11 protein-coding genes are annotated in these 12,256 nt (G+C 64.1%); 9 read left to right on the top strand and 2 right to left on the bottom strand.

Annotated elements, in window-relative coordinates:
* Positions 1–16: 16 nt before the first annotated feature.
* Entirely contained in the window at positions 17–967 is a 951-nt protein-coding gene (locus tag NT151_00100; GenBank protein MCX6537323.1) for a VWA domain-containing protein, read from the bottom strand.
* The gene (locus tag NT151_00105; GenBank protein MCX6537324.1) at positions 967–1,890 is read right to left on the bottom strand and encodes a VWA domain-containing protein; all 924 of its coding nucleotides are present in this window, start codon (positions 1,888–1,890) and stop codon (positions 967–969) included. Before NT151_00105 ends, NT151_00100 begins: the two co-directional genes overlap by 1 nt.
* A gap of 299 nt (positions 1,891–2,189) precedes the next feature.
* Between NT151_00105 and ndhC the strand changes: the two genes are divergently transcribed.
* The 9 genes from ndhC (at position 2,190) to NT151_00150 (ending at position 12,041) form a co-directional block, all read left to right on the top strand.
* Entirely contained in the window at positions 2,190–2,546 is a 357-nt protein-coding gene (ndhC, locus tag NT151_00110) for an NADH-quinone oxidoreductase subunit A (protein MCX6537325.1), read from the top strand.
* Between the two features lie 14 nt (positions 2,547–2,560).
* Positions 2,561–3,271 (top strand): NADH-quinone oxidoreductase subunit C, encoded by a 711-nt coding sequence (locus NT151_00115; protein MCX6537326.1) that lies wholly within the window; start codon positions 2,561–2,563, stop codon positions 3,269–3,271.
* A gap of 35 nt (positions 3,272–3,306) precedes the next feature.
* On the top strand, positions 3,307–4,407 hold the full coding sequence (locus NT151_00120) for an NADH-quinone oxidoreductase subunit D (GenBank protein MCX6537327.1): 1,101 nt from the start codon (positions 3,307–3,309) through the stop codon (positions 4,405–4,407).
* A 151-nt stretch (positions 4,408–4,558) separates the two neighbouring features.
* Positions 4,559–5,581, top strand: a complete 1,023-nt coding sequence (nuoH, locus tag NT151_00125) for an NADH-quinone oxidoreductase subunit NuoH (GenBank protein ID MCX6537328.1) — start codon at positions 4,559–4,561, stop codon at positions 5,579–5,581.
* Positions 5,582–5,606: 25 nt separating this feature from the next.
* The gene (locus NT151_00130; protein MCX6537329.1) at positions 5,607–6,107 is read left to right on the top strand and encodes an NADH-quinone oxidoreductase subunit J; all 501 of its coding nucleotides are present in this window, start codon (positions 5,607–5,609) and stop codon (positions 6,105–6,107) included.
* A gap of 11 nt (positions 6,108–6,118) precedes the next feature.
* Entirely contained in the window at positions 6,119–6,418 is a 300-nt protein-coding gene (gene nuoK / locus NT151_00135) for an NADH-quinone oxidoreductase subunit NuoK (protein MCX6537330.1), read from the top strand.
* 5 nt (positions 6,419–6,423) lie between these two features.
* Positions 6,424–8,772, top strand: coding sequence for an NADH-quinone oxidoreductase subunit L (gene nuoL / locus NT151_00140; GenBank protein ID MCX6537331.1), 2,349 nt, complete (start codon positions 6,424–6,426; stop codon positions 8,770–8,772).
* A 42-nt stretch (positions 8,773–8,814) separates the two neighbouring features.
* Positions 8,815–10,566: an NADH-quinone oxidoreductase subunit M gene (locus NT151_00145; GenBank protein ID MCX6537332.1), complete on the top strand. Its 1,752-nt coding sequence runs from the start codon at positions 8,815–8,817 to the stop codon at positions 10,564–10,566.
* Complete coding sequence (locus NT151_00150) at positions 10,566–12,041, top strand: NADH-quinone oxidoreductase subunit N (GenBank protein ID MCX6537333.1); 1,476 nt, start codon at positions 10,566–10,568, stop codon at positions 12,039–12,041. Before NT151_00145 ends, NT151_00150 begins: the two co-directional genes overlap by 1 nt.
* The last annotated feature ends 215 nt before the right edge of the window (positions 12,042–12,256 follow it).

The raw sequence follows: 12,256 nt of genomic DNA on the forward strand, positions 1-12,256 counted from the left end.
GGGCGGAAGAAGCATATCAGAGCGACGGCCCGTAGTAGCCCTGCTTGGTCCTCGAACTGGTGCCGGGGCGCTCGACGCGGACGACGACGCGGCGCCATCGGCCGTCCCGGCGAGGATTCTTCGAGGAGTAGCCCAACAGGTACTGGCTCGAAAGCTCCTGCCAGATCTGGTTGTAGATGGCCGGAAGGTCCGCGACCGTCTCGGGAAAGAACACGCGGCCGCCGGTCTGGGTGGTGAGCTGGCGCAGGACGTACTCCGCCTCGCTGTACGCTTTGCCGATATTCGAATCCTGGGCGCGCAGGCCAATCGCGTAGACCGCGGTTTCGGAACGCTTGGTCTGGTCGAGGACTTCCTCAAACGAGACGAGGCTCGAGGTGTCCTCGCCGTCGGTCAGCAACACGATGGCCTGGCGCCGGAGTTCGTCGGCGCTGCGTGCCTGGTTCTTCTTGAGTTCCTTGAGCGCGATGTAGACCGCGTTATAGAGCGCCGTCGACCCGCCGGCCGAGAGCGAGGCGATGGCGCGATCCAGATCCGGGTGGGCGCTGGTGAACGGCAGCAGGACGTTGACGCGACTGTCGAAATTGATCAGTTGCGTCCGATCTTCGGGCCGGAGGTGCGCGACGAACCCGCCGGCTGCCGCCCGGACCGTCGCGATCTTTTCGTCCATGCTGGCGCTCGTGTCGACCAGCAGCGACACGGCGAGCGGCAGATTGGTCCGGCTGAAAAACGTGACGTCCTGTTTGACGCCATCCTCATAGACGGAGAAGTCGTCCTGGGTCAGGTCCGTCACGTATCGGTTCGCCGGATCGGTGACCGTGACGTTGAGCGACACCACGTCGACGCCGCTGCGGAACGCGCCGCTCTGGGGTGGCACCACATCCTGCGGCTTCTGCCTCCCAGCGAGCGTCGCCGACGCGGCGGCGAGTGCCAGCACCAGCCCCAGCGCGACCGTTCGTGACAGGCGCATCACTTGGGTGGGTTGGCCTTGACGCGGACCGGGGTACCGCGTGCCGTCAGGTCGGTTCTGGTGGCGCTCACTTCGATCTTCTCGGGTGGAATCAGCGTTTGTGGCCGCGCGTAGGTCACCCGATACTGGGAGAGCAACTCTGCCGCGATCCGGTCCAACGTGTCTTTGATCGCCATTGACGACAACAGGTTCTGCCGGCTACCCCCGCTGGCCCTTGTGCCACGGTCGAACACACTCTCGCGGCTTCGTCCGTCGGCCGTCATCGCGTCGGGCGGGGTGCCCCGCGAGACGGTGACCACGTGGAGCGCCGGACCCTGGTCGGCGAGCTGCTCGAGCACGTTGCGGTCGTCCCGGTTGCTGAATTCAGCGCCGCCCAGCCAGATCACCAAGATCGCCGAGCGTTCGGCCTCTCGCTTCTTGAGCCCGTTCAGCGTCTCGACGACCGCCTCGAGCGTATAGGCACCCGACCCGGGCGTCGAGAAAACCCGTCCGATGCCCTGCGCCAGAAGCGCCGCATCGCTCGTGTAGTCGGCCAGCACCCGTGGGCGTTCGCCGAACTCGACCAGGGATATATGAGCGTGCGGACGCATCTGCGCGACGAGCGACTCGAGCCCCTGGCGCAAGTCGCTGATCTGTGAGCCGGCGGCTGCGCTGGTGTCGACCAGCACCGCCAGATCAATTGGTTCGGTCGCCCGGCGCACCCTCAGGACTTCGCGCAGGCGCCCATCCTCCCGGATAGCGAAATCACGCGGCCCGAGATTCGGCACCGGTTTGCCCGAGCGATCGAGCACGGACACGAAGATGTCGCGTTCGAGCGCCTGGGCGGCCGCACGGCCTGGGAGGAGCGCCCCCAGCACCGCGAGCGTGAGAACGGGGAACATCCGCCGACAACGCGCGCGCAGCACGCTTGGGTTCACGGTCATTCATCCTTGTTGGAGGCAGGCCTACTTTTCAGTATAGCGAAAGCGCGAAACGATTGTCAGCACGGCACTTGGCTTTCTTGACCGATCTTCGAGGCGCATGTTATAACCCGTGGGCTACGGTGTTTAACGCCCTCCCGCGAGATGCTGGTGCGCCTGCTTTGTGCTTCGACTCGCAGTTACGGTTGCGTGCTCTTGCGAGGCGTTCCGGCGACAATGCTCGCTCAGCACAAAGTCCTGAGTGAACATGTTCGTCGCGGGATCTGTGAATCGAAGGGCTTTGCGACACGGGTGATACGTCGATGGTCAACGCGTGGATTCCGATTCTCATCTACATCCTGGTCGCGATGGCGTTCGGCGTGGGCACCCTGCTGGTGGCCAGGCTGGTCGCGCCGCAGCGCGCGGGCAAGGTCAAGCTCGATCCGTACGAGTGCGGCATTGAACCGAAGACCGATGCGCGTGATCGCTACAGCGTCCGGTACTTCATGGTGGCCATGCTGTTCCTGATCTTCGACGTGGAGACGATTTTCCTGTATCCATGGGCCGTCATCATGGATTCGCTGGCGTGGTTTGGTTTCATCGAGATGATGGTGTTCCTGTTCATCCTCGTCGTCGGGTATGTCTATGCCTGGCGTGAGGGCGCCCTGGAGTGGGCGTAGGCGGGGGAGCGGTGATGTCCGAAGACCCGAAGCTCGATCCTCCAGAAAAGCCCGCGGCGGCAGCCCCGGCTGACAAGCCCGCGGCTGCAGCCGCCGAGAAGCCCGCTGCGGCAGCCAAGCCCGCTGCGGCGAAGCCCGAACCCAAGGCGCCGCCGGCCCTGCCAGTGCCGCCCGACCAGGCGCCACCAGCCGACATGGCGATTCCGCCATTCATTGCGGCTCTCCAGGCCAGGGTGCCCGGTGCGGTTGAACACGTGAGTTTCTGGGTCGGCGACTGGTCGGTCGTTGTGGCCGCCAACCGTCTGATCGAGGTGGCCACCTTCCTGCGGGACGCGCCTGAGTGCGCATTCAACTACCTGTCCGATCTGACGGCGAGCGATTGGCCGGCCCGACCCGACAAGCGGTTTGACCTGATCCTGTGTCTCTACTCGATCGGGTTGCGCCAGCGTCTGCGCGTCAAGGTGCGCCTAGCCGATGGCGAAGCCGTGCCGTCAGTGACCAGTCTCTGGCCCGGAGCGAACTGGTTAGAGCGCGAGGTGTACGACATGTTCGGCGTGCCGTTCACCGGGCATCCGGACCTTCGGCGGATCCTGATGCCGCTCGACTGGCAGGGACATCCCCAGCGCAAGGACTACCCGCTCGAAGGACCTGGCGAACTCCTGATGGAAAACCCGCAGGACTGGTTGAAGGCAAGGCAGACGGCGGTTGAGGCCGACATCGAGTGAGCACCGTGACCATGCAGAGAGAAACCGCCCGCCCGATGTTTGACACCGACGAACTGGTCATCAACATGGGGCCCCAGCACCCCAGCACGCATGGCGTGCTGCGGCTTGTGCTGAAGCTCGACGGCGAGAAGGTCGTCGATTGCGATGCCGTCATTGGCTACCTGCACCGCGGCGTCGAGAAGTTGTGCGAGAATCGCGACTGGACCCAGATCGTCCTGATCACCGACCGGATGGACTACTGCGCGGCAGCGACCAACAATCTCGGCTACGTCGAGACGGTCGAAAAACTGATGTCGCTTGAGGTGCCGCGCCGGGCGCAGTACATCCGCACGATCCTCTCCGAGCTTCAGCGCGTCGCGAGCCACCTGCTCTGGCTGGGCACGCATGCCGCCGACATCGGTGCGCTGACGGTGCTGCTGTACGGGTTGCGCGAACGCGAGCTGGTGCTCGATCTGTTCGAGGAATACTGCGGCGCGCGTCTGACCTACAACTCCATGCGCATCGGCGGCCAGCCGGCCGACCTGCCGGAGGGCTGGGACAAGAAGGTGCTGCGCTTCTGCGAGATCCAGGAGCAGAAACTGCCGGAGTACGAGCAGTTGCTGACGAGCAACCGGATCTGGATGGAGCGCACCAACAACGTCGGCATCATCTCGGCTGCCGATGCGATCGGCATTGGCATGTGCGGTCCGCCGTTGCGTGCCTCGGGCGTCGTGCGCGACGTGCGCAAGGACGAGCCGTACGCGGCGTATGCCGAGATGGATTTCGACATTCCGATCGGCGTCCGGGGCGACACCTACGATCGCTACCTGGTCCGCCTTGAGGAGTTCCGCCAGTCGTTGCGGATCATCCGCCAGGCGGTGGAGGGGCTTCCAGAAGGGCCGATCATGGGCAAGGTGCCGCGCCTGATCAAGCCGCCGGCCGGCGAAACCTACCATGCGATCGAGGCGCCGAAGGGCGAACTCGGGTACTTCATCGCGAGCGACGGCAAGTCGGTCAGCCCGTACCGGTTCCGGGTCAGGCCGCCGTCATTCTGCAATCTGCAGGCGCTCCGGCAGTTGGTGCGGGGCCACCTGATTGCCGATGTCGTGGCCCTCATCGGCACCATCGACATCGTGCTCGGTGAAGTGGATCGGTAAGTCGGAGGCGCGAGGGAAGAGGCGTGAGGCGTGAGGCGAAAGGCGCGAGGCGTGAGGCGCGAGGCGCGGGGGAGCAGGACGCGAGGCACGGGGGGCGTTCTTCCCTATCGCCTCTCGCCTCGTCCCTAACGCCTATAGATAACAACCAACCATGATTGAAGCCGTCGTGTTCCCGCTCATCAAGATCGTCATTGTGCTGGCGGCGGTGCTGGCCACAGTGATGTACATCGTCCTGCTCGAGCGCAAGGTGCAGGCCTGGGTGCAGGTGCGGCTCGGCCCGATGCGCGTGGGGCCGCACGGCATCCTGCAGCCGCTGGCCGACGTGCTGAAGTTGTTCGTCAAGGAAGACATCACGCCGGTGATGGCCGACAAGTGGGTGTTTACGGCCGCGCCGATCATCGTGCTGGTGCCGGCGCTCATCGCGTTTGCAGTCATTCCGTTCGCCTCGAACGAGATGAAGCTGTTTGGCCTGCCGATCTCGGGCCGCATTGCCGACGTCAACGTCGGCCTGCTTTACATCGTGTCGGTCGCCTCGCTCGGGATCTACGGCATCATCCTCGGCGGCTGGGCGTCGAACAGCAAGTACCCGCTCATTGCCAGCCTCCGGGCGTCCGCCCAGCTCATCAGTTACGAGATCGCGGTGACGATGACGCTCGTCACGATCATCATGCTGGCGGGCACGCTCAGCATGGTGGGGATTGTCGACGCGCAGGCGAAATCGGGGATGTGGTTCGCGTTCATGCAGCCGGTCGCGTTCTTCATCTACTTCGTGGGCGGGCTGGCCGAGACCAACCGCGCGCCGTTCGACCTGCCGGAAGCCGAGCAGGAACTGGTCGCCGGGTTCCACACCGAGTACTCCGGGATGCGGTTCGCGTTCTTCTTCCTTGCCGAATACGCGAACATGATCGTGGTGTCGGCGGTGGCGACGACGCTGTTTTTCGGAGGCTGGCTGCAGCCGTTCCCGAACGTTTCGTGGCTGTCGTGGCTCGGGGTCGTTCCGGGCTGGATCTGGTTCTGCACGAAGACGTTCGTGTTCCTGTACGTCTTTCTGTGGGTACGCGCGACATTCCCGCGCTACCGCTACGACCAGCTCATGCGCCTGGGCTGGAAGTGGCTGATTCCGCTGGCCATCCTGAACGTTGTGGTGACCGGCTTCTTGAAGGTGCTGCTGTAAGGGGCCGCGCCGGTCGCGGAGAGCTATGGCCGAAGCCGTTGTGTTCTACATCTTCGCTTTGCTAATCCTCGGGTTCGCCGTGCTCGTCATCACGGCGAAGAGCACCGTGCACAGCGTGCTGTACCTCGTGGCGGATTTTCTGTGCGTGGCGGCGCTGTACGTCGTGCTGCAAGCCCAGTTCCTGGCGGTCATCCAGGTGATGGTGTACGCGGGCGGCATCGTCGTCCTGTACCTGTTCGTGGTGATGCTGGTGAACCTGAAGCGCCCGCCGGAACTGCACCGTGATCCGCGCCGGCTCGGCCGGCTGGGCCTGGTGATGGCGCTGGCCGTGTTCGGGGAACTCGTGGCGATTAGCGCCTATGGCTGGCTCACGCCGTCGGGTGTCGCCGGCACGCTGGATCCGAAGAACATCGAGCAGGTCGGCCGCGCCCTGTACACCGACTACCTGGTGCCGTTCGAAGTCGCGTCGGTGTTGTTGCTGGTGGCGATGATTGGCGCCATCGTGCTGGCCAAGCGGGAGCTGTAGAGGATCAGATGATTACCCAGACGCATTACCTGGTGCTCTCGGCCGCGCTCTTCATGCTCGGCATCATCGGCGTGATGACGCGCCGCAACATCATCATCATTCTCATGTCGATGGAGTTGATGCTCAATGCGGTGAATATCAATCTGATCGCGTTCTCGCGGCAGTTGGGGGACGTGACCGGGCAGGTCTTCGCCGTGTTTGTCATCTGCGTGGCGGCGGCCGAGGCCGCGGTGGGCCTGGGCATCATCGTCGCGTTCTACCGCAACAAGGAAACGATCAACATCGACGAGATGAACCTGTTGCGGTGGTGAGTCGTATGCATTTGATCTGGCTGATCCCTCTGTTGCCTGCGTTTGGCGCCCTCGTGAACGGGGTCGTCGGGGTGCGCTACTTCACCAAGCGCACGGCGGGCCTGCTGGCGTGTGCGACGATGGCGGGCGCGCTGGCCCTGTCGCTCTACGCGTTCTTCGAACTGCTCGGGCTCGAGCCCGAGGCGCGCGAGTACGTGGTGCGTCCGCTGACGTGGATCTCCGCGCTGCCGCTGCAGCTGAAGGACGGTTCGATCGGCAGCTTCAGTATTCCGTGGGGATTCCGGCTCGATCCGCTCTCCGCGATGATGATTCTCGTCGTCACCGGGATCGGGTTCCTGATCCACGTGTACTCGGTCGGCTACATGCACGGAGAGTCGAGAGGCGCCTACGCGCGCTTCTTCGCGTATCTCAACCTCTTCGTGTTCTTCATGCTGATGCTCGTCCTCGGCGACAACTTCGCCGTGATGTTCGTCGGGTGGGAGGGCGTCGGGCTCTGTTCGTACCTGCTGATCGGCTACTACTACGAGAAAAAGAGCGCATCGGACGCCGGCAAGAAAGCCTTCATCGTCAATCGCATCGGGGACTGGGGCTTCATCGTTGGGATGTTCCTCGTCTTCTCGGTGTTCGGCACGCTGGATTTCCGGGCTGTCGCCAACGCCGCCGGGTCGATGCCGGTCGAGAGCGCGGGCTTCGGGACGCTGTCGCTCATCACGCTGCTGCTGTTTGTCGGGGCCACCGGCAAGTCGGCGCAGATCCCCCTCTACGTCTGGTTGCCAGACGCGATGGAGGGCCCGACGCCAGTCTCCGCGCTGATCCACGCGGCGACGATGGTGACGGCCGGCGTCTACATGGTGGGCCGCAACGCCGTGCTCTTCTCGCACTCGCCGGAGACGATGCAGATCGTGGCGATTGTCGGCGTGGCTACCGCCTTCGTGGCGGCCACGATCGGCCTCGTCCAGAACGACATCAAGCGGGTTCTGGCGTACTCGACCGTGTCTCAGCTGGGCTTCATGTTCCTGGCGATGGGCGTGGGCGCATTCGCCGCGGGCACGTTCCACCTCATGACGCATGCGTTCTTCAAGGCGCTGCTCTTCCTCTGTTCGGGCTCCGTCATTCACGCGATGGCCGGCCAGCAGGACATGCGGCACATGGGCGGCCTCAAGAAGTACCTGCCCGTGACGTACGTGACGATGCTCATCGGCACGCTGGCGATCGCAGGCATTTTTCCGCTGTCGGGGTTCTTCAGCAAGGACGAGATTCTGTTCCGCGCGTTTCTCAGCAACAAGTACATCTGGGGCGTAGCGGTCGTCACGGCGTTGATGACGGCGTTCTACATGTATCGCCTGATGTCGATGACCTTCTTCGGCACGTACCGTGGCCCGGCGTTTGAGGGGGCGGGTGGTCACGGATACGCCGGCAAAGGCCACGGACCAGCGGCGGCCGGCCATGGGGCGGCGCCTGGGCATGCGAATGCCAGCCACGGCGGACAGGGCGGTGGTCACGCAGCAGCCGATGCCAGCCTCGGCGGCGGTGGAACCCATGGCCACGCCGTAGCCGGTCACGGCGAAGGCGGGTGGCACGGGCCGCACGAGTCGCCGAAGTCGATGACGATCCCGCTCCTGATTCTGGCCGTGGGCGCCATCATCGCGGGCTTCGTGGGCTGGCCGGCCGCGCTCGGGGGCAACAACGACATCGAGCACTTCTTGCACCCCAGTTTCATTGCTCGAACTGCGGAGACTGCCAAGCACGCCGTCGAGGGTGCAACCCTGAGCGAGTCTGCGCATGTGGCCGAGTCGAAGGTTGGGTTGGCGCATGAGGGCGCGGCTCCGGCGTCAGCCGGAGTCCTGAGCGAGCAGGAAGGGGCAGGCGAGTCGAAGGAGCACGTGTCCTGGTACGTCGAGATCGGCCTGATGCTGTTCTCGCTGCTCATCGGCATCACGGGCATCATGGTCGCCTATCGCTTCTACGTGCGAGCGCCTGAGATTGCCGACAAACTCGCGCAGCGGTGGGCCGGCGCTCATCGCGTGCTTTCCAACAAGTACTACGTAGACGAATTCTACGACGCCACGGCGATCGCCGGCACGATGGCATCGGCCCGCGGCCTCTGGGTGTTCGACGCGAAGGTCGTCGACGGCGCCGTCAACGGCACCGGCTGGTTGACGATGTTCTCGTCGTGGTTCTCACATGTGATTGACAAGTACGTCGTCGACGGCCTCGTCAACTTCGTCGGGGCCGTGCTGGAGGAGGGGAGCTTCGTGTTCCGCCGCTTCCAGACCGGCCTGATTCAGAACTACGCGCTCGTCATGTTGTTCGGCGTGTTTGCGTTCGTGAGCATCTACCTCATGAAGCGGTAGGCGGATGCTGATTCGGGTGACACTTAATCCAGGACGGCAGCAGTGAGCTACGCCAACTCCCATCTCCTCTCGATCATTCTGTTCACCCCGCTTATTGGGGCTGCGCTGCTCCTGTTCGTGAGCCGGCAGCAGGCGAACCTCATCCGGTGGATCGCGAACATCGTCGCGCTCATCGGGTTCGTGGTATCCCTGCCGCTGTGGTTCGCGTACGACCCGGCCGGCGCGCAGTTCCAGTTCGTCGAGCGGATGCCATGGATTCCGTCGATCGGGGCGGAGTACTTTCTGGGCGTGGACGGGTTCAGCGTGCTGCTGATCCTGCTGACGACCCTGATGGGCAGCATCGCCATCCTGTCGTCGTGGACAGCCATCACCGAGCGGGTCAAGGAGTACTACATCTTCCTGCTCATTCTCCAGAGTGGGATGATCGGCGCCTTCGTGTCGCTCGACTTCCTGCTGTTCTTCCTGTTCTGGGAAGTGATGCTGGTGCCGATGTACTTCCTGATCGGCATCTGGGGCAGCGATCGCCGGCTCTACTCGGCCATCAAGTTCTTCCTCTACACGCTGGTCGGCAGCGTGGTGATGCTGCTCGGCATCCTGGCGCTCTACTTCCACTATCACGAAGTGGCGCAGGTGTGGACGTTCGACATCACGAAGTACCAGGCGGCGAACATCCCGACCAATCTGCAGTGGTGGCTGTTCCTGGCGTTCTTCCTCGGGTTCTCCATCAAGGTCCCGATGTTCCCGTTCCACACGTGGTTGCCTGATGCGCACACCGATGCGCCCACGGCCGGGTCGGTGATTCTGGCGGCCATTCTCCTGAAGATGGGGACATACGGCTTCATCCGGTTCAGCCTGCCGATCCTGCCCGACGCCTCGCGCACGTTCGTGCCGATGATGGTGACGCTCTCGATTATCGGCATCATCTACGGCGCGCTGGTCGCGATGGCGCAGAAGGACTGGAAGCGGCTGGTCGCCTACTCGAGCGTGAGCCACATGGGCATGGTGACGTTGGGCATGTTCGCGCTCAACCCGGTCGGCATGACCGGCAGCATCATCCAGCAGTTGAATCACGGGATCTCGACCGGCGCCCTCTTCCTGATCGTCGGGATCGTCTATGAGCGGCGGCACACGCGCCAGATCTCCGAGTACAGCGGGCTGTCGAAGGTGATGCCCATCTATGCCGCCGTCTTCATGATCATGACGATGTCGTCGATCGGCCTGCCGACGTTGAACGGGTTCATCGGCGAGTTCCTGATCCTGCAGGGCGCGTTTACCGCCAACATCTGGTGGGCGGTGGCGGCCGGAAGCGGCGTCGTGCTGGGTGCGGCCTACATGCTCTGGCTCTATCAGCGGACGATGTTCGGCAAGATCGAGAATCCGAAGAACGAGAATCTACCCGACCTGAACCTCCGTGAGTTCATGACCTTCGCGCCGCTCATCATCCTGGCGGTGTGGATCGGCATCTATCCGACGCCGTTTCTCGAGCGAGTGGACCCGACCGTCAAGACGGTCATCGCACGGCTGAATTCGGCCTATGCGGCCCCGGCTCTGGCGAAGGCGGCGAAGCCCAAGGACTGCGGCGATGCGCAGGCCGCCAAGCCCGCCAACCCGTTCGTATCGATGGCGCCGTGCGATCCGGGGATCGAAGGGGCCGCGAAGCCGGCAGTCAAGCCACCGGCGACCCCCGGCAAGCCTGCGAAAGACTCCGAGTCGAAAGGTGGTTCGAAGGAGCCTGCCCTGAGCGAGTCTGCGAAAGGGTCCGAGTCGAAGGGCCCGACCGGAGGGCGCGACTGATGCCAGCCTGGTTCTCGCCCACTGATCTGTATTACCTGCTGCCGGAGCTGGTGCTCACCGGCGCCACGCTGCTGCTGCTCATCGTGAACACGTTCACGCCGCGGCCGCGTCAGCGGTTTATGTCGTGGTTCGGCCTCGGGGCCCTTGTCGCGTCCGGCGTTGCGCTCGCGTCGGTGGCCGGTGGGCCGCCCTTGAGCCTCGCGCACGGCGTGGTCGCGATCGACGCGTTCGGGACGTTCTTCAAGGCCATCTTCCTGCTCTCCGCGGCGCTGACGCTGCTGATGTCGATGCGGTACCTCGATGTCGAGGGCGCGCGGCACGGCGAGTACGTCTTCATGGTGCTGTGCGCGACGATCGGCATGATGTTCATGGCCGGCGGCACCGACCTCATCACGCTGTTCATCGGCCTCGAGACGATGGCGATTGCCTTCTACATCCTGGCCGGGATGCTCAAGACCAACCGCCTGTCGAACGAGGCGGCGGTCAAGTACTTCCTGCTGGGCACGTTCTCGCTCGGGCTGCTGTTGTACGGGATGTCGCTGCTGTACGGGATGTCGGGCACCACCAACCTGCGCGCGCTGGCCATCAAGATCGCCGAGCATGGACGCGACCCGTGGCTTGTATTGGCCGTCATTCTCATCGTCGCCGGCATGGGCTTCAAGATTGCGGCCGTGCCGTTCCACATGTGGGCGCCGGATGTGTACGAGGGCGCGCCAACGCCGATCACCGCCTTCCTGTCTGTCGGTTCGAAGGCGGCCTCGTTCGCCATGCTGCTCAGGATCTTCATCGAAGGCCTGCCGTCGATGGCCGACGACTGGAAGGTCCTGTTCTATGCCCTGGCGATCGTCACCATGACGGTGGGCAACATCGCCGCGCTGACGCAAACCAATATCAAGCGCATGCTGGCGTACTCGTCGATCGCGCACGCCGGGTACCTGTTGATTGGCGTGGTCGCCGGCACGCCGCGTGGCGTCGCGGCCATGATGATCTATCTGGTGGTCTACGCCTTCATGCAGATCGGCGCCTTCGCCGTCGTCATCATGATGCGCCGTACGGACGCCATCGGCGACGAACTCAAGGACCTGAGCGGCCTGTATGCGCGCCAGCCGTTCGGCGCCCTGGCGATGCTCATCTTCATGCTGTCGCTTGGCGGGATCCCGCCGACCGCCGGCTTCATGGGTAAGTTCTGGTTGTTCAGCGCGGCCATCGATGCGCAGTACTACTGGCTGGCCGTCCTGGGCGTCCTCAACAGCGCCATCTCGCTCTACTACTACCTGCGCATTGTCGTGTACATGTTCATGAAGGGCGATCCCACCGGCTCTGATCCGAAGCCGGCACCCGCGCTGACGGCGGTGCTGGTGGTCACGCTGGCCGCCACGATCATCCTTGGCGTCTACCCGCGCCCGTTGTTCGAGTTGGCGGAAGCGTCTGCCAAGACGCTCGGCGTTGTCGCTGCGGCCGCGACCCGGTTCTGAGCGGAAAAGAAGGGGCCCGGCCCGGCTGCGAGGACGGCCCCTGGGATCGCCGGGCTCCAGCCCGGCATGGTCCGAAGCCACGCTGGAGCGTGGCGATCCGTGCGCCTGTAAGTGTGCCATGACCCGAGAGGTGCAAGTCCTCTCCAGGCAAACGCTCTCCGGCCTGAAGCCGACGATTACTGCGCCGCCGCGAGGCGGGGTGGGGAGCTATCGGA

Source organism: Acidobacteriota bacterium (genome assembly GCA_026393675.1).
GTDB lineage: Bacteria > Acidobacteriota > Vicinamibacteria > Vicinamibacterales > JAKQTR01 > JBAXOX01.

Coding starts and splice junctions, on each gene's coding strand:
- NT151_00100 (MCX6537323.1), bottom strand. CDS start 967: ATGCGCCTGTCACGAACGGTCGCGCTGGGGCTGGTGCTGGCACTCGCC.
- NT151_00105 (MCX6537324.1), bottom strand. CDS start 1,890: ATGACCGTGAACCCAAGCGTGCTGCGCGCGCGTTGTCGGCGGATGTTC.
- ndhC (MCX6537325.1), top strand. CDS start 2,190: ATGGTCAACGCGTGGATTCCGATTCTCATCTACATCCTGGTCGCGATG.
- NT151_00115 (MCX6537326.1), top strand. CDS start 2,561: ATGTCCGAAGACCCGAAGCTCGATCCTCCAGAAAAGCCCGCGGCGGCA.
- NT151_00120 (MCX6537327.1), top strand. CDS start 3,307: ATGTTTGACACCGACGAACTGGTCATCAACATGGGGCCCCAGCACCCC.
- nuoH (MCX6537328.1), top strand. CDS start 4,559: ATGATTGAAGCCGTCGTGTTCCCGCTCATCAAGATCGTCATTGTGCTG.
- NT151_00130 (MCX6537329.1), top strand. CDS start 5,607: ATGGCCGAAGCCGTTGTGTTCTACATCTTCGCTTTGCTAATCCTCGGG.
- nuoL (MCX6537331.1), top strand. CDS start 6,424: ATGCATTTGATCTGGCTGATCCCTCTGTTGCCTGCGTTTGGCGCCCTC.
- NT151_00150 (MCX6537333.1), top strand. CDS start 10,566: ATGCCAGCCTGGTTCTCGCCCACTGATCTGTATTACCTGCTGCCGGAG.